General features: G+C 74.9%; 13 protein-coding genes and 1 pseudogene. 5 read left to right on the top strand and 9 right to left on the bottom strand.

The window, feature by feature from the left end; genetic code table 11:
• Nucleotides 1–105 precede the first annotated feature (105 nt).
• On the top strand, nt 106–2,250 hold the full coding sequence (locus tag KPL57_RS18430; RefSeq protein WP_226352539.1) for a bifunctional diguanylate cyclase/phosphodiesterase: 2,145 nt from the start codon (nt 106–108) through the stop codon (nt 2,248–2,250).
• A gap of 8 nt (nt 2,251–2,258) precedes the next feature.
• Here the strand turns inward: KPL57_RS18430 and KPL57_RS18425 are convergent, their stop codons facing one another.
• Together KPL57_RS18425 and KPL57_RS18420 are read right to left on the bottom strand one after the other, a co-directional pair.
• Nucleotides 2,259–3,047, bottom strand: a complete 789-nt coding sequence (locus KPL57_RS18425) for an LLM class F420-dependent oxidoreductase (protein ID WP_020622114.1) — start codon at nt 3,045–3,047, stop codon at nt 2,259–2,261.
• 78 nt (nt 3,048–3,125) lie between these two features.
• On the bottom strand, nt 3,126–4,025 hold the full coding sequence (locus tag KPL57_RS18420; RefSeq protein ID WP_226352538.1) for a DUF742 domain-containing protein: 900 nt from the start codon (nt 4,023–4,025) through the stop codon (nt 3,126–3,128).
• A gap of 336 nt (nt 4,026–4,361) precedes the next feature.
• Between KPL57_RS18420 and KPL57_RS18415 the strand changes: the two genes are divergently transcribed.
• Together KPL57_RS18415 and KPL57_RS18410 are read left to right on the top strand one after the other, a co-directional pair.
• Nucleotides 4,362–5,291, top strand: coding sequence for a hypothetical protein (locus tag KPL57_RS18415; protein WP_226352537.1), 930 nt, complete (start codon nt 4,362–4,364; stop codon nt 5,289–5,291).
• Nucleotides 5,285–5,638 (top strand): GntR family transcriptional regulator, encoded by a 354-nt coding sequence (locus KPL57_RS18410; RefSeq protein WP_226352536.1) that lies wholly within the window; start codon nt 5,285–5,287, stop codon nt 5,636–5,638. Before KPL57_RS18415 ends, KPL57_RS18410 begins: the two co-directional genes overlap by 7 nt.
• Before the next feature lie 17 nt (nt 5,639–5,655).
• On the opposite strand, the gene KPL57_RS18405 is transcribed toward KPL57_RS18410, so the two are convergent.
• Nucleotides 5,656–6,864, bottom strand: a complete 1,209-nt coding sequence (locus tag KPL57_RS18405; protein ID WP_075333413.1) for an acyl-CoA dehydrogenase family protein — start codon at nt 6,862–6,864, stop codon at nt 5,656–5,658.
• A 213-nt stretch (nt 6,865–7,077) separates the two neighbouring features.
• On the opposite strand from KPL57_RS18405, the gene fdhA reads away from it, so the two are divergent.
• Nucleotides 7,078–8,280, top strand: a complete 1,203-nt coding sequence (gene fdhA, locus KPL57_RS18400) for a formaldehyde dehydrogenase, glutathione-independent (protein ID WP_226352535.1) — start codon at nt 7,078–7,080, stop codon at nt 8,278–8,280.
• A 43-nt stretch (nt 8,281–8,323) separates the two neighbouring features.
• On the opposite strand, the gene KPL57_RS18395 is transcribed toward fdhA, so the two are convergent.
• Nucleotides 8,324–9,172 carry an NAD(P)-dependent oxidoreductase gene (locus KPL57_RS18395; RefSeq protein WP_226352534.1) on the bottom strand — a complete coding sequence of 283 codons (849 nt, stop codon included), beginning with the start codon at nt 9,170–9,172 and terminating at the stop codon, nt 8,324–8,326.
• A gap of 40 nt (nt 9,173–9,212) precedes the next feature.
• Entirely contained in the window at nt 9,213–10,271 is a 1,059-nt protein-coding gene (locus KPL57_RS18390) for an iron-siderophore ABC transporter substrate-binding protein (protein WP_226352533.1), read from the bottom strand.
• Between the two features lie 89 nt (nt 10,272–10,360).
• Between KPL57_RS18390 and KPL57_RS18385 the strand changes: the two genes are divergently transcribed.
• Nucleotides 10,361–11,101 carry an HpcH/HpaI aldolase/citrate lyase family protein gene (locus tag KPL57_RS18385; RefSeq protein WP_020623636.1) on the top strand — a complete coding sequence of 247 codons (741 nt, stop codon included), beginning with the start codon at nt 10,361–10,363 and terminating at the stop codon, nt 11,099–11,101.
• 4 nt (nt 11,102–11,105) lie between these two features.
• Here KPL57_RS18385 and KPL57_RS18380 read toward each other — a convergent pair whose 3' ends face one another.
• The 4 genes and pseudogenes from KPL57_RS18380 to KPL57_RS69885 form a co-directional block, all read right to left on the bottom strand.
• Nucleotides 11,106–12,251 carry a VanZ family protein gene (locus KPL57_RS18380; RefSeq protein ID WP_226352532.1) on the bottom strand — a complete coding sequence of 382 codons (1,146 nt, stop codon included), beginning with the start codon at nt 12,249–12,251 and terminating at the stop codon, nt 11,106–11,108.
• Between the two features lie 54 nt (nt 12,252–12,305).
• A complete protein-coding gene (meaB, locus tag KPL57_RS18375; RefSeq protein WP_226352531.1) occupies nt 12,306–13,289 on the bottom strand; it encodes a methylmalonyl Co-A mutase-associated GTPase MeaB in 984 nt (327 codons plus the stop codon).
• A 186-nt stretch (nt 13,290–13,475) separates the two neighbouring features.
• A pseudogene (gene scpA, locus KPL57_RS18370) lies at nt 13,476–15,705 on the bottom strand (methylmalonyl-CoA mutase).
• Complete coding sequence (locus tag KPL57_RS69885) at nt 15,702–16,457, bottom strand: methylmalonyl-CoA mutase family protein (RefSeq protein WP_308252926.1); 756 nt, start codon at nt 16,455–16,457, stop codon at nt 15,702–15,704. Before KPL57_RS69885 ends, scpA begins: the two are co-directional and overlap by 4 nt.
• Between the last annotated feature and the right edge of the window lie 122 nt (nt 16,458–16,579).

Genomic DNA, 16,579 nt, shown 5'->3' with positions numbered 1-16,579 from the left:
CGTAACCCGGTCGGCCCCACCGGGCGGGTCGGATCGGTTACGGTGTTCACCGATCATCCCGATCATGAGGGAAGTCCCTCCCACCGGAGCGAACGGGGGCGGTGGATGCAGCAGGCCGACGTCGCCGCTGCACGCGCCGACCACGGACGGGCGCTCGTCCGCGCAGCCCTCCCCGACCCCGCCGACCTCGCCGCCCCGTGGACCGAGGAGCTGGCCCGCCGCTCGGTGCTGCCGGTCACCGAGCTGCGCCCGGTCGTCGACCGGGTGACCGGGCAGCTGCGGGCCGCCGCACTGGCCGAGCGCTACGACCCGGACCTCCCGGCCACCGCCGGCGGGGACCTGGTGCGGGCCCGGATCCACCAGCCGGGCTGCCTGGAGGTCGGGATGGAGCTGCTCGGGGCACACCTCGAACCCGCCGCCGACACCGCCGCCCGGGTCCGCCGGATCGCGGCGGTGCTCGCGTCGTTCGCCCGCGGGTTCACCGAGGCCACCCGCCGCCTGGTCCTCGCCGAGCACGAGCAGGTCACCCGCGCCGCGCTGGAGGCCCGCCGCGTCGCCGAGGAGGCCCGCCGCCGCTCGGACCTGCGGCTGCGGACCGTCGTCGACTCCGCGGCCGTCGGGATCGTGATCTTCGACCCGGGCGGCAGGCTCGTCGAGGTCAACGAGACCGCCGCGGTCATGCTCGGCTACACCCCCGCACAGCTGCTGACGATGCGGGTCACCGACTTCGTGCCCCCGGAGTCCGCGCCGGAGGTGTGGGCGGAGCGGACGCGGCTGCTCGACGGCTCGCTGGACCGGCTCCGGGTGGTCCGCTCGGTCCGGCGGGCCGACGACAGCGACGTGTGGATCGACGCCGTCGTCACCCTGCTCGGACCGGTCGGCGGTGACGAGCGGCTGTTCGTCGCGGTGGTGACCGACGTGACCGACCAGCTCCGGATGCGGGAGAGCCTGGCCCACCAGGCGTCGCACGACCCGCTGACCGGGCTGCCGAACCGGTCGCTGTTCTTCGAGCGGCTGCGCGCCGCGATCGACGCGGGCTCCTCCGGCGCCCGCCCCGGGGTCTGCTACCTGGACCTCGACGGGTTCAAGGTCGTCAACGACACCCTGGGCCACCAGGCCGGGGACCGGCTGCTGCAGGTGCTGGCCGACCGGCTGCGGGACACGCTGGAGCCCGCGGGTCACCTCGTCGCGCGGATGGGCGGGGACGAGTTCGTCGTGCTGGTGCCGTGCACCGCCGACCGGGCCGAGCTGGAGGAGGTCGCGACCCGCGCTCTGGGGACCGTGCGCAGGCCGGTCCGCGTCGACGGCCGCGACATCGTGATCTCGGCGAGCGTCGGGGTGGTGCGCCACGACGGCGAGCTGGACGCCGACGAGCTGATCGCCGCCGCCGACACCACCCTGTACTCGGCCAAGCGCGCCGGCCGCGGGCGCTACGTGCTCTACGACCGCGACCGGCACCGCGACGACGTCGCCCGCCTCGAGCTGTCCTCGCAGATGCCCGAGGCACTGCGCCGCGACGACTTCGTGGTCGTCTACCAGCCGCTGGTCCGCCTCGCCGACGAGCAGACGATCGGGGTGGAGGCGCTGGTGCGCTGGCAGCGGCCCGACGGACAGCTGCTGGGCCCGGACCGGTTCATCCCGCTCGCCGAGGAGACCGGGCTGGTCGTGCCGCTGGGCCGTCGTGTCCTCGACGAGGCCTGCCGGCAGGGCCGGATCTGGTCCGACGCGTACCCGGGCAGGCCGCTGACCATCAGCGTGAACGTCGCCGCCCGGCAGGTGACCGAGTCCGACCTGGTCGCCGACGTCGCGGCAACCCTGGAGCGCCACGACTGGCCACCCGAGCTGCTGCAGGTCGAGCAGACCGAGTCCGATCTGATGGGGTCGCCCGGCCGGCCGCTCGCGACGCTGCGCGAGCTCGACCGGCTCGGGGTGAAGATCGCCATCGACGACTTCGGGACCGGCTACTCGAACCTCGCCTACCTGCGGCACCTGCCGGTGCACCGGCTCAAGCTGGCCGGGCACTTCCTCGCCGGGACCGCCGAGCGCGACGACGTCATCCTGCGCACGCTGATCTCGCTGGCCTCGGCGCTGGACCTTGAGGTCACCGCCGAGGCGGTGGAGACCCGGGAGCAGGCGGCGCGGCTGCGCGAGTACGGCTGCGCCAACGCCCAGGGCTGGTACTACGCACCGGCGGTCGCCGCCGAACGGGTCCCGGACCTGATCCGGGACCCGTTCCTGCGCGAGCTCTGAACAGCCCGTCAGGCGGCGTTGCGCTCGTCGCGCCAGGCGATCCAGTCCTTCAGCCGGGCCAGGTCGTAGCCGCCCTGGCCGTCCTCGCCGACGGTGAACAGCCGCGCGCCGGCGTCGTACAGGGCGGCTGCGGAGTCCTCCGGGGAGCCCTCGACGCCCACCGAGCGCTCGATCTCGGCCGGGTCGCGGCCGATGTCGCGGCAGTGTCCGTCGAGCACGGCGGACTTGCGGACGAGGGTGTCGACGTCGCCGAAGCCGTGCCAGATGCCGGCGTGCTCGGCGGTGTAGCGCAGTGTCTTCTTCTCGCCGCCGCCTCCGATGAGGATCGGGATGTCGCGGGTGGGGGCCGGGTTGAGCTTCGACCACCGGTCGCGGATCCGGGGCAGGGCGGCGGCCAGGTCGTTCAGCCGGCCGCCCGCCGTGCCGAACTCGTAGCCGTACTCGTCGTAGTCGCGCTGGAACCAGCCGGACCCGATGCCCAGGATGAGCCGGCCGCCGGAGATGTGGTCGACGGTGCGGGCCATGTCGGCGAGCAGCTCGGGGTTGCGGTAGCTGTTGCAGGTCACCAGGGCGCCGATCTCCACCCGGGAGGTCGCCTCGGCCCAGGCGCCGAGCATGGTCCAGCACTCGAAGTGCTTGCCGTCGGGTTCGCCGTAGAGCGGGAAGAAGTGGTCCCAGTTGAAGACGATGTCGACGCCGGCCTCCTCCGCGGCGGCGACGGTGCGGCGGATGTCGGCGTAGTCGGCGTGCTGGGGCTGCAGCTGCAGCCCGATGCGGACGGGACGCGGATCGGTCATGTCCCCATCCTGGCCCCGGCGGGCGGTCCTCGCAGGGCGCCCGCGGGCCGGGGGCAGCGCTGTCGTGCCCGTGGGGGCCTACAGCCTGCGCAGCCCCGCCAGGACCCGGTCCATCAGCGCGACGCTCGGCCCGTCCTCCGCCGAGGACACGCCGTGCACCACCAGTCGCCCCTCGGAGGCGAGGTCGTCGAGGAGCACGCGGGCGACACCCAGTGGCACCGCGGCCAGCGCCGCGACCTCCGACACCGACCGGGGCCGGGCGCAGAGCCGCAGCACCGTGGCGCGCTCGACCGACTCGGCCCGCGGGGCGGGGCCGGGGGCGGGCCGCACCGAGACCAGCGTCTCCAGCCGCAGCTCGGCGCGGACCCGGGTACGGCCACCGGTCATGACGTAGGGCCGGACCGGGGCGAACGCCGGGACCTGCGGCGACGCGCCGGCCGCACCGCCGGCCGCGCCGCTGTCCGAGCCGCCGTCCGTGCCGGCGGCAGCACCCGACGGGTGGCCCGGACCCGCGGTGGCGGGGCCGTCCGGCCGGCCCGCGACCATCGGCAGCGGGGCGGTGTCGGCGAGGCCGGCACCGTCGGGGATCTCCGCGGCGGTACCGCCGGGTGCGCCGGCCGCGGCGCCGTCCCGGGCGCCGCGTGCTCCGTCAGCGGGTGTCGCCGTCGCACCGACGTCGGCCCCGGCCCGGGCAGCGGCCCGCCGGGCCGCGCGTTCGCGGCGGCTCAGCCGGGTCCGCTTCGCCGAGTGCCCGCCGAACCGGGCCCCGGTCACCCCGACCAGGCTCTCCGGCTCGGGCTCCTCCCCGACGACGGTCGGCGCCGAATCCGACCCCGAATCCGACCCCGAATCCGGCTCCGGTGTCGACTCGGGTGTCGGCTCGGGTGGTCTGCCGTGCGGGTACTCCGGGTCGGGGGCGTGCCGGGACGGGGGCGTCCCGAACCGGGCCCCGGTGCGTCCGATCTCCGACCGTGCCATCCACCCTCCGCGCGTCGCGACCCCGACGGCCCGGGGGCGCCGCGGTCGTCCGTTTCGCCCCACGCTGCGCTCGTCGTCACGATGCGCGACCGGGAGCCACAGGGTGGCGCGGGACGGCTACCGCACCGTATCGCCCATGTCACGTCCGTGTGACGCGACCCCGTCCGTGCAGGTCACGCGTGCGGCAGTTCACCCGATCCGGTGAGCGGCGCGGACGCGTGCCGACCACCGCCGGCACGCCTGCCCGGTGTACCCGACATCCCCCGAGGGGTGCGCAGGCAGCATTGTTCTAGTACATTGCGAACAAGTTCAGTTCGTTCGAGGACGGAGGACGTCATGACCACATCCACCACACCCGCCGGCCGTACGAGCCGGCGCCGGCTGCTGGCCGCCGCCCCCGCGGTGGCACTGCCCCTGGCCGGGCTCGCCGCCCTGGTGGCGACCCGGCCGGACGGCCGGTTCGCCGTCCCGGTGGTCGTCATCGGGCTGCTCGCGCTCGGGCTGCCGCTGCTGCGGCTGCGTTCCGGGCGGCCCGATGTCGAGCGCCGCGCCGTCGGCACGTCCTGGGCGTTCGCCGTCATCGTGTGGTGGGTGCCGGCCTCCCGGCTGGCCCCGCAGGTCCCCGGTTGGGCCTGGACCGTCGCCGTGCTCGCCGGGGCCGTGGTCGCCTACGGACTGGGGCACGTGCTCGCCGGTCCGGACGCCCCGCACCCGTCGGCGACCGGGGGCGCCCCGGCCGGCGCGGTGCGCACCCCGCTCGCGCCCGGTGAGCGCTACCTGTGGGCGCGCTCCGTGCTCTCCCGTCCGACCCTGGTCCTCGCGGGCGTGCCGTTCCTGGCCGGGGTGGCGCTGCTGCTCGCGGGCGGGGCCGCCCCGCTCGTCGTCGTGCTGATCGCCGCGGCCGTCGTCACGACCGCACTGACCGCCGTCGCCCGGGTCCGGGTCGACGACGGCGGGGTGCACGTCCGCCAGGCCCTGCTCGGCCGCCCGCTGGCCGAGGCACCGCTGGCCGAGGTCCGCGGCGCGCGGTCGGAGCAGCTCGACCCGGAGCACTTCCGCTGGAACGAGTACGGCGTCCTGCGCCGGACGCCGTCGGTGCTCGGCTACCGCGCCCGACGGGCCGGGGAGGCGCTGGTGCTCGACCTCACCGACGACCGCAGGTTCGTCGTCACCGTGCCCGACGCCGCCACCGCGGCCGGGCTGGTCAACGCCGAGCTGGACCGGCGCGCCGGGCAGGGCGCGGCCGGCGCCGCACCGTCGTGCTGATCCGGGTCGACCCGTCGTCGCCGGTGCCGCTCGGGGACCAGGTCGCGGCCTCGGTCCGCCGGGCGGTCGCCGACGGGCGGGCCGCCGCCGGGGACCGGCTGCCACCCGCCCGTGAGGTCGCGGGCGCGCTCGGGATCAACCTGCACACCGTGCTGCGCGGCTACCAGCAGCTGCGCGACGAGGGACTGGTCGACCTGCGCCGCGGCCGCGGGGCCGTGCTCACCGAGCGGGCCACCGGCGGGCGCGCCGAGCTGGAGCGCAAGGCCACCGAGCTCGCCGAGCTCGTCCGGCGCCTCGGGCTCGACGAGTCCGACGCCCTCGGCGCGGTGCGGGCCGCCTTCCGCTGACGCCCCCGGCGTCGCCGTCAGCCGAGCGGGCTGCGCGGGAGCAGCCGGTCGGAGATGATCTTGCGTTGGATCTCGCTCGTGCCCTCGAAGATCGTGGTCAGCCGGGCGTCACGCCAGTGCCGTTCCACCTGGTGCTCGGTGGTGTAGCCGTTGCCGCCGTGCAGCTGGACGCCGTCCGCGGTGACCTCGGCGGCCATCTCGGTGGCCAGCAACTTGACCATCGCCGCCTCCCGCTCGCAGGGCTCGCCGAGGTCGAGCCGGTGCGCCACGTTCTGATAGAAGGCGCGGGCCTGCTCGACCCGGGCGGCCATCGTGGCGAGGGTGAACCGGACGGCCTGGAAGTCGCCGATCGGGTGCTCGAACTGGTGGCGGCGCTGCAGGTAGCGCACGCAGTCCTCGACGGCGGCCCTGGCCAGCCCGACCGCGCGCGCCGCGGTGTGCACCCTGGCGATGTTGAGCCAGGCCTGGGCGTCGGCGAAGCCCTCGCCGCCGGCGCCGAGCTGGTTGCCGACCGGCACCCGCACACCGTCGAACTCCAGGTCCCAGGTGACGAAGCCGTGGTAGCCGATCTTGTCGATGGGCCGGCCGGTGATCCCGGCGGGGAAGGTGTCGCGCTCCTTCTCCACGACGACGGTCGCGAGGCCCGCGGAGCGCTTCTCCCCCGGCGCCGGGTCGTCGGTGCGCACCAGCACCTGGATGAAGTCGGCGGCCTTGGCGTTGCCGGTCCAGCGCTTGTGCCCGGTGATCACGAACTCGTCGCCGTCGCGGACCGCGCGGGTCTCCACCGCGGCCAGGTCGGACCCGGCGTCGGGCTCGGACAGCGCGATCGCGCCGATCCACTGTCCGCGGGCCGACCGGCGCAGCAGCTCCGCGCGGCGCCGCGGGTCGGCGACGGCGGTCCCGGCGCCCTGCGCGCGGGCGATGATCGACCCGACGCTCATCCAGGCCCTGGCCAGCTCCTCGGCCACCATGCAGTACTCGAACGCACCGAGGCCGAGACCGCCGTGCTCGCGGTCGACGGTGATGCCGAAGTAGCCCAGCTCGCCCATCTCGTCGAGCAGGTCGCGGGGGATCTCGCCCTTGCGCGGGTCCAGCTCGTCGGCGACGGGCAGCACCCGGCTCGCGGCGAACTCGCGGGCCTGCTTCTGCAGCGCCTCGCGCTCGGGGGTGTGGTACGGCGCGGGGAGCACCGGGACCGGCGGCTCGAGAAGATCGTCAACGGCCATCCGCGCAGTATCACCCGCGCCGTCGCCCGGCGCCGGGCGGCGCTACCCCCTTCGGACCTGCACCCATCGTCAGGTGCGCACCCGGCCACGAGCTGGGAGGGTCGGGACCGGCGACGTGGCCGGCCCCGATGGGGCGCAGGGGATCCCTCGGTCCACGGAGCCACCGTGCGGTCGTGATCGCGGCCCGCACCCCCGCGCAACGAGGAGCACGTCATGCCCGACAACCGCGTCGTCGTGTACAAGGGGCCCGGCCAGGTCGCCGTCGAGTCGATCGACTACCCGAAGCTGGAGCTGCCGTCCGACGTCGTCGACGGCCTCGGCATCGCGCGCAAGGCCCCGCACGCGGCGATCCTGAAGATCGTCACCACCAACATCTGCGGCTCCGACCAGCACATGGTCCGCGGCCGCACGACCGCACCGGTCGGGCAGTCCCTCGGCCACGAGATCACCGGCGAGATCGTCGAGGTCGGCGACGACGTGCTGTTCGCGAAGGTCGGCGACATCTGTTCGGTGCCGTTCAACATCGCCTGCGGGCGGTGCCGGATGTGCAACGAGGGCAAGACCGGTGTCTGCCTGAACGTCAACCCGGCCCGTCCCGGCGCCGCCTACGGCTACGTCGACATGGGCGGCTGGATCGGCGGCCAGGCCGAGTACGTGATGGTGCCCTTCGCCGACTTCAACCTGCTGCGCTTCCCCGACCGCGACCAGGCGCTGGAGAAGATCCTGGACCTGACGATGCTCTCGGACATCTTCCCGACCGGCTACCACGGCGCGGTGACCGCGGGAGTGACCACCGGGTCGACGGTCTACGTGGCCGGCGCCGGGCCGGTCGGGCTGGCCGCGGCGCACGCCGCACAGCTGCTGGGGGCGGCCGCGGTCGTCGGCGGGGACATGATCCCCGAGCGGCTCGCCCAGGCCCGCAGCTTCGGCTGCGAGACCGTCGACCTGTCCGCCGACGGCACCCTGGCCGAGCAGCTCGAGCAGCTGCTCGGCGAGCCCGAGGTCGACGCCGTCGGCTTCGAGGCCCGCGGACACGGCCGCGACGCCGGGGAGGCGCCCGCGACCGTGCTGAACTCGGTGATGGAGGTGACCCGGGTCGGCGGCGCGCTCGGCATCCCGGGGCTCTACGTCACCGGCGACCCCGGTGCCGCCGACGACAAGGCCAAGGAGGGCACCCTGGGCGTGCGGATCGGGCTGGGCTGGGCGAAGTCGCACAGCCTCACCACCGGTCAGTGCCCGGTGAAGAAGTACAACCGGCAGCTGATGCAGGCGATCCTGTCCGACCGGGCGCAGATCGCGAAGGCGGTCAACGCGACCACGATCTCGCTGGACGACGCCCCGCGCGGCTACCAGGAGTTCGACGGCGGCGTGGCTCGCAAGTTCGTGATCGACCCGCACGGCAGCGTCGCGGCGTGAGATCGGCCGGGTCCGGTGCCGCCGAGGCGGTGCCGGGCCCGGCTCAGCCGTCCTGCCCGGCCCCGGCCGCGCGCCGGTAGAGCTCCGCGGCGGCGCGGGAGAAGCCGTCGGGCAGCCCGACGGCGGCGAACGCGTCGGCCGCCTCGTCCATCTCCCCCGCCCAGCGCCACGCCCTGCCCGCCATGCGCTCGCGGGCGTGGGCCAGCGCGGCGGCGTGGTCGACCCCGGCCCGGTCCAGCTCGGCGTGCAGGGCGTGGGTGACGCCGAACGCCGCCGCGGCCTCCTCCAGCGCCACCCACAGCATCGGTGCGGCCTTGCTCTGCAGCGCGAAGCAGGCCTTGAGCCCGCTCGCGGTGCCCAGGTCGGTCCCGGCGGTCCCGAGCACCCGGGCGTCGAACGGGCCGGGCTCGAACAGGGTGGCGGCGGCGTCGGCCCCCGGCCCGGACAGCCACAGCGTCGTGGTGCCCGCCGTCCACGCCGGCGGTCCGATGACGGCGCCGTCGCAGACGGTCGCCCGGTCGCCCAGGAGCGTCGCGACACCACGGACGGTGTCCGGGGACACGGCGTTGGCCTCGACGTAGAGCGGCCGGTCGGTGCGCCCGGTCAGCCCGGCGCCCACCAGGCCCGCCACCTCGCGTGCGGCGTGCGGCGGGCAGATCGCCACGATCACGTCGGCCCGGGCGGCGAGGTCGGCGACCGTCGGCACCGCCTGCAGGTCGGCCAGCTCGGCGCGCTTGGCGGTGGCGTGCGAGCGGCCGGCGTCGGCCCAGATCACCGCGCCGGACCGGGCCTTGAGGGCCGACCCGAGTGCGGCGCCCATCGCGCCGGGGTGCAGGACCCCGACCACCGGCCGGGCGGGCAGGGACACCGGCTGCGCGGACGGCGACGACATGGGGTGATGATCGCACCCCGCCGGCGGCGGCCGGCCGGGCTCACCCCGTCCCAAGTGCGGCGGCCAGGTCGTCGAGCACCACGCGCGCGGCCTGCGGGCCCGCGTTGAGGAACCAGGTGTCGTCGTCGACGGCGGTGGTGTGCCGGTCCCGCACGGCACCGAGCGAGGCCCCGATCCCCTCGGTCAGCAGGGCAGGCGGCGGGGCGTCCGGTGCGGCGCCCTGGACGCCGTAGAAGATCCATCCGGCGTCGGCGCGGCCGAGTTCCTCGGCGGACAGGTCCTCCGAGGTCGCGGGGAAGCGCTGGCTCGGCGGCCGGGTGATCCCGGCGTCGGCGAGCAGCGAGCCGGGGAACGAACCGATGCCGAAGACCCGGACCCGGGTGGGCTGGATGCGCAGCAGGGACACCTCGACCGGCCCGGCCTGCTCGCCGACGGCGCGGGCCCGCCCGGCGAGGTCGTCGACGAGTGCCTGCGCGGCGCCGGCCCGGCCCAGCGCGTGCCCGATCAGCAGCAGGTCGGTCTTCCAGTTCACGCCGTTGCCCCGGGTCATCACGGTCGGCGCGATCGCGGACAGCCGGGAGGCGACCTCCTGCGCCCCGGCCACGTTGGCCAGGATCAGGTCCGGGCGCGCCGCGGCGACCGCCTCGATCGCCGGGTCGGTGCGCAGGCCCAGGTCGGCCATCGCCGCCAGCGCGGCCCGGTGCCGCGGGAACGCCGTGGTGAGGTACTCCGGGACCATCGTGGCCGCCTCGGCCCGGGTGGACCCGACGGGCACGACGCCGAGGGACAGCAGCCCGTCGAGCTGCCCGGTGGAGATGACCACGACCCGCCGGGGCTCGGCCGGGATCGTCGTGGTGCCCGTCTCGTGGGTGACGGTGCGCGGGAAGACGCCGTCGGGCTCGGGCGAGCCCTGCCCGGCGGGCAGCGCGGTGGGGGCCGCACCGTCCGTGCCCGCCGGCGCGGGTGTCCGGGTCGCCCCGGCGCCGCAGCCGGCGAGCAGGAACAGGCACACCGCGGCGGCCACCGCACGGGGCAGGACGGGGCGCCCGGCACGGCGCACGGCTCGGCGCACGGCTCGGCCGGGGAAGGTGAGGCTCACCTGACCATCCCAGCCGACGGGGGCCCGGCGCACAACGAGACGACGATCTCGACTGGCGCGTCGGACGGGTCGGGCGGCACGGTCGTCGCATGACGACTGATCCCCTGTTCACCGACGACGCGGTCGGTGGCTGGCTGCAGCTGCCCTCCCCCGCCGTCGCCGAGATCGCCGGCTCCGTCGGGTTCGACCTGGTCTGCGTCGACACCCAGCACGGCCTGATCGGCGACGACACCGTCCTCGGCATGCTGCAGGCCCTCTCCGCGACCGGGACGCCGGCGCTGGTGCGGGTCCCCGGTCACGGCGCGGAGGGCATCGGGCGGGCCCTGGACCGGGGCGCCGACGGCGTGATCGTCCCGCTCGTCGACACCGGCGAGCAGGCCGCGGCGGCGGTCGCGGCGTGCCGCTACCCGCCGGACGGGGTGCGTAGCTTCGGCCCGGTCCGCCCGTCGTGGCAGGGCCGCGACGTGTTCGCCCCGCCCCGCACGGTGGTGATGGTGGAGACGGTCGCGGCGGTGGCGAACCTGGCCGACATCGTGGCCGTCGACGGGGTGGCGGCGGTGTTCGTCGGGCCGTCGGACCTGGCGCTGGCGCACGGGCTCCCGGTCGCCGCCCAGGACGACGGCGGCCCGGGGTCCGACCGCCACGCCGAGCTGGTCTCCGGGATCACCGCGGTGTGTGCGCGGGCCGGGGTGCCGGTGGGCATCTACTGCGACTCCCCCGCGCACGTGCGGCGCTTCCGGGCGCTGGGGTGCACGTTCACGATGCTCGCCGCGGAGCAGGCGATCCTGCGGGCGGCGCTGGCGGAGAAGCTGGCCGACGCCCGGTCCTGAGCGGTCAGCCCGCAGACCCGTCCCGCACCACGCGACGGTCGTCCGGGGTGGTGCGGGCGGGCTCCCTGGCGTCGATCATCGCGAGCCCGGTGAGGCGTCCGGCCACCCCGCGGTGGCCGGTGCTGCGCCAGAGCCCGACCAGGCCGACGAGCCCCCACACCAGCCCGAGGAGGCCGAGCCCCCCGGACGGACCCGACAGCAGCAGGAACCCGCCGGTGCCGAGCAGTGCCCGGGCAAGGCGGAGTCCGCGGCCGGGGACCCTGCCGTCGGGCAGCGCCGGGCGCAGCCGCACCGCACGCTGGCCGACCGTCCCGCCCCGGCCGAACAGCGGCACGACCAGGAACGCCAGCAACGGCACCCAGAAGCCGACGACGGCGTTGGCGGTGTCGTACCAGTCCGGGAACGGCGCCCGCAGCCCGGCGACGACGGTGACCCCACCGAGCAGCAACGCCCCGAACAGCGCCCCGGTCGCCCACACCGCCATCAGGTCGCACACGGCGCCGAGCAGGCGGCGCCCGCCGGTGACCGGCGCCGGGAGGTCCGGGTCGCCCGTCTCGTCCCACGAGCGGGGCCGCAGCAGCATCGCGGCGAGCCCGCCGAGCAGGGCGCCCGCGGTGTTGGCGATGAGGTCGTCGACGTCGGCGAGCCGGTAGGCGCACGGGAACAGGAACCAGTTGCCGGTGTACTGGGTGGCCTCGACGAGCAGCGAGACCGCGAACCCGGCGGCGACGGTGACCGGCAGCGAGCGGCGGAACACCCCGCGCAGCAGCCAGCCCAGCGGCGCGAACAGCACCACGTTGAGCACGACCTGCTGGACGGCGGCGTTCGCGAGCCAGGCCCGCGCGCCGGTCGCGTCCTGGCGGGTGGCGATCCGGGCGATGTCGCCGACGAAGGCGAACGGCCGGGTCTGCAGCGAGTCCGCCGCGGTGCGCCCGGCGCAGAACGCCGCATCGACCTGGGGCAGCGGGAGCAGGGTGTAGCCGAGGATCGCCAGGCCGTACACCGGGACGGCGACGAGCACGGCCAGCTCCCCGGGCCCGAACCGGCCGCGGCGACGGTAGGTCACCGCGACGACGGGGACGAGCACGGCCAGCACCAGCGCCGACCCGAGCCCGATCGCCAGCATCCCGGGGATGATCCGCTCGTTCACGGTCGCCGACGCTAGTGACCCGCCCCGGTGCGGGCAGGGACCGAAACGGGTGGTTCAGCCCAGGACGTCGAGGATCTGCTGGGCGGCGAGGGTGGGGGTGAGCCCGCCCTCGCGGACCTCGGCGGTGAGCTTCGGGAGCCGCTCGGCCGTCGCCGGGTCGTGCAGCACCCGGTCCATCAGCCGGTCGCGCACCATCTGCCACATCCACTCGACCTGCTGGTCGGCGCGCCGGGTCGCGAGCTCACCGGCGGACTCGAGGGCCTCGCGGTGCGCGGTGACCTTCTCCCACACCGCGTCCAGACCCTTGCCGGTCTGCGCCGAGCAGGACAGCACCGGGGTGCGCCAGTGCGCCGAGGTGGGGGTCATCATGTGCAGCGCGCCGGCGAGCTCACGGGCCGCGGCGCGGGCGTCGCGCTCGTGCGGGCCGTCGGCCTTGTTCACCGCGACGACGTCGGCGAGCTCCAGGATGCCCTTCTTGATCCCCTGCAGCGCGTCGCCGGTGCGGGCGATGGTGAGGAACAGGAAGGTGTCGACCATCCCGGCGACGGCGGTCTCGGACTGGCCGACCCCGACGGTCTCGACGAGCACGACGTCGAACCCGGCGGCCTCCATGACCACCATCGTCTCCCGGGTGCGGCGGGCGACCCCGCCGAGCGTGCCGGCCGAGGGCGAGGGCCGCACGAACGCGTCCGGGTCGACGGCCAGGCGCGGCATCCGGGTCTTGTCCCCCAGGATGGAGCCGCGGGTCCGGGTGGACGACGGGTCGACGGCGAGCACCGCCACCCGGTGGCCCTGCGCGGTGAGCTTGGACCCCATCGCCTCGATGAACGTCGACTTCCCGACACCGGGCACCCCGGAGATGCCGACCCGCACCGCGTGCCCGGCCTTCGGGGTGAGCTCCAGGAGCAGTTCCTGGGCGGCCCGCTGGTGGTCGGGCCTGCTGGACTCGACCAGGGTGATCGCCCGGGCGAGCAGGGTGCGGGCGCCGGCCAGGACCCCGCGGGCGAGCTCCGCGGGGTCGGGGACGCGAGGGGCCATCGGCGGGACTCTCCTTGCGGGTCGGCACCGCGCCCGGTGCGCGGGTGGGCACACCGGGCGCGAGGACGGCGGCACGGTGACAGCGGCACGGTGACAGCGGCACGGTGACAGCGGCACGGTGACAGCGGCACGGTGACAGCGGCACGAGCCCGGGGACACCGTGACGGCGGCACCGTGCCGGCGGGCTCAGTCGGCGTAGACGCTGCCGGCCGGTGCGGACGTGTCCGGGTCGTCGTGACCGAGCGCGGCGGACAGCTTGCCGAGCAGGTCGACGGCGGCCTCGGCGATGACCGTGCCGGGCGGGAACACCGCGGCGGCTCCCATGTCGAGCAGCTCCGGTACGTCCGCGGGCGGGATGACCCCGCCGACGACGACCATGATGTCGTCGCGCCCCAGCTCGGCGAGCTCACGGCGCAGCTCCGGGACCAGCGTGAGGTGTCCTGCGGCCAGCGAGCTGGCGCCGATCACGTGCACGTCGGACTCGGCGGCCTGCTTCGCGACCTCGGCCGGGGTCTGGAACAGCGGCCCGACGTCGACGTCGAAGCCGATGTCGGCGAACGCGGTGGAGATGACCTTCTGGCCGCGGTCGTGGCCGTCCTGGCCCATCTTCGCGACCAGGATGCGGGGCTGGCGGCCCTCGTGGCGGGCGAACTCGGAGACGAGCTCGCGGGCGCGGTCGATCGCCGGGTTCTGCCCGGCCTCGGCGGAGTACACACCGGAGATGATGCGGATCTGACCGGCGTGACGCCCGAAGACCTTCTCGAGTGCGTCGGAGATCTCCCCGACCGTGGCCTGGTCGCGGGCCGCGTTCACGGCCAGCTGGAGCAGGTTCTCGTCGTCGGAGCGCGACGAGCCCTCGGCGATCTTCTCCGCGGCGCCGGTCAGCGCCCGCAGCGCCTCGTCGACGGCGCGGTCGTCGCGCTCGGCGCGCAGCCGCTGCAGCTTCTCGAGCTGCTCGCGTCGCACGTTCTTGTTGTCGACCTTGAGCACGTCGATCTGCTCGTCGGCCTCGACGACGTACTTGTTGACGCCGATCACCGGCTGGCGGCCGGAGTCGATGCGGGCCTGGGTGCGGGCCGCGGCCTCCTCGACACGCATCTTCGGGATGCCGGCGTCGATGGCCTGGGCCATGCCGCCGGCCTTCTCGACCTCGTCGATGTGCGCCCACGCCCGCTTGGCGAGGTCGTAGGTGAGCTTCTCGACGTAGTACGAGCCGCCCCACGGGTCGACGACGTTCGTGGTACCCGACTCCTGCTGCAGCAGCAGCTGGGTGTTGCGGGCGATCCGCGCAGAGAAGTCCGTCGGCAGCGCGAGGGCCTCGTCGAGGGCGTTGGTGTGCAGCGACTGGGTGTGGCCCTGGGTCGCGGCCATCGCCTCGACGCAGGTGCGGACGACGTTGTTGTAGACGTCCTGCGCGGTCAGCGACCAGCCGGAGGTCTGGGAGTGCGTCCGCAGCGACAGCGACTTGGCGTTCTGCGGCTCGAACCGGTTCACGAGCTTCGACCAGAGCAGGCGCGCGGCCCGCATCTTGGCGACCTCCATGAAGAAGTTCATGCCGATCGCCCAGAAGAAGCTCAGCCGCGGGGCGAACTTGTCGATGTCCAGCCCGGCGTCGACACCGGCCCGCAGGTACTCCACGCCGTCGGCCAGGGTGTAGGCGAGCTCCAGGTCGTTGGTCGCACCCGCCTCCTGGATGTGGTACCGGAGATGGAGATCGAGTTGAACTTCGGCATCTTCCGGCTGGTGAAACCGAAGATGTCGGAGATGATCTGCATCGACGGCTGCGGCGGGTAGATGTAGGTGTTGCGGACCATGAACTCTTTCAGAATGTCGTTCTGAATGGTTCCGGTCAGCTTCTCCGGGCTCACGCCCTGTTCCTCGGCGGCGACGATGTAGAGCGCCAGCACCGGGAGGACGGCGCCGTTCATCGTCATCGACACCGACATCTTGTCCAGCGGGATGCCGTCGAAGAGCTGGCGCATGTCGAGGATCGAGTCGATCGCGACACCGGCCATGCCGACGTCGCCCGCGACGCGGGGGTGGTCGGAGTCGTAGCCGCGGTGGGTGGCGAGGTCGAACGCGATCGACAGGCCCTTCTGCCCGGCGGCGAGGTTGCGCCGGTAGAACGCGTTGGACTCCGCGGCGGTGGAGAACCCGGCGTACTGGCGCACCGTCCACGGCTGGTTGGTGTACATCGTCGGGTACGGCCCGCGCAGGTACGGGTGATGCCCGGGTAGGTGTGCAGGAAGTCGACGCCGGCGAGGTCGTCGGCGGTGTAGAGCGGCTTGACGCCGATCCCCTCCGGGGCCTCCCAGACCTCGGCGGAGCCGTTCCAGGTGGTCGCGGCGGCGGTGTCGCCCGTGTGGCCCGTGTCGCCGCCCAGGAGCGGCACGGTGGTGAAGTCGGGAATGCTCACTTCGAGCCCTCCAGGTGGGTGTACACGTCGTCCAGGACGGCGAGGGCGTCGCAGCCGGCGAACAGGTGGCCGTCGACGCCGGGCACCGGCTCCCTCGGCTTCCCCGCGAGCAGGATGTGGGTGGCCCCGGCCTCGCGCAGCGCGGCGGCGGTCTCGGCGGCCCGCTCGTCGTAGAGCGTGTCCGAGGAGCAGAGCACCGCGACCGGCGAGCCGCTCTTCCCGAACGCCTCGACGACGTCGGCGGCGGTCTCGGTCGGGCCGGCGTCGACGGTGTCGACACCGCCCGCGGCCAGCAGGTTGCGGGTGAACCCGGCACGGGCGGTGTAGACCGCCAGCGGGCCGAGGGTCGCGAGGAAGGCGGTGGGACGCGAGCCCGTCTCGGCCAGCAGCGCGTCGGAGCGGTCCCGGTGGGCCTCGTAGGCCTCGGCGGGGCGGTAGAGCGGCAGCCCCCCGCGCTCGACGGCCGGCGGCAGCGGGGTGCGTCGTACCGGCTTCTCGTTCAGGTCGGGGAACTCCGAGACGCCGGTGAGCGGGGCCTTCCGCTTCGCGACGTCGGCCTCGCGGCGGGCGCGGACCTCGCCCACCTTCTCCGCGACCAGGCCGGAGTCGAGCGCGGCGACCGCGCCACCCGCGGCCTCGATCTCGACGAAGAACTCCCAGGCCACCCGCGCGAGGTCCTCGGTGAGGTGCTCGACGTACCAGGACCCGCCCGCCGGGTCGATGACCCGCGCCAGGTGCGACTCCTCGACCAGCAGGTTCTGGGTGTTGCGGGCGATGCGGCGGGAGAACGGCTCGGCGACGCCGAGGCGGCGTCGAACGGCGGCACGGTGACCGCCTCGGCCCCGCCGACGCCCGCGGCGAACCGGCGACGGTG

The sequence above is a fragment of the Pseudonocardia sp. ICBG601 genome (assembly GCF_020496245.1).
This window is presented reverse-complemented; position numbering and strand designations above follow the sequence as displayed.

Coding starts and splice junctions, on each gene's coding strand:
- KPL57_RS18430 (WP_226352539.1), top strand. CDS start 106: ATGCAGCAGGCCGACGTCGCCGCTGCACGCGCCGACCACGGACGGGCG.
- KPL57_RS18425 (WP_020622114.1), bottom strand. CDS start 3,047: ATGACCGATCCGCGTCCCGTCCGCATCGGGCTGCAGCTGCAGCCCCAG.
- KPL57_RS18420 (WP_226352538.1), bottom strand. CDS start 4,025: ATGGCACGGTCGGAGATCGGACGCACCGGGGCCCGGTTCGGGACGCCC.
- KPL57_RS18415 (WP_226352537.1), top strand. CDS start 4,362: ATGACCACATCCACCACACCCGCCGGCCGTACGAGCCGGCGCCGGCTG.
- KPL57_RS18405 (WP_075333413.1), bottom strand. CDS start 6,864: ATGGCCGTTGACGATCTTCTCGAGCCGCCGGTCCCGGTGCTCCCCGCG.
- fdhA (WP_226352535.1), top strand. CDS start 7,078: ATGCCCGACAACCGCGTCGTCGTGTACAAGGGGCCCGGCCAGGTCGCC.
- KPL57_RS18395 (WP_226352534.1), bottom strand. CDS start 9,172: ATGTCGTCGCCGTCCGCGCAGCCGGTGTCCCTGCCCGCCCGGCCGGTG.
- KPL57_RS18385 (WP_020623636.1), top strand. CDS start 10,361: ATGACGACTGATCCCCTGTTCACCGACGACGCGGTCGGTGGCTGGCTG.
- meaB (WP_226352531.1), bottom strand. CDS start 13,289: ATGGCCCCTCGCGTCCCCGACCCCGCGGAGCTCGCCCGCGGGGTCCTG.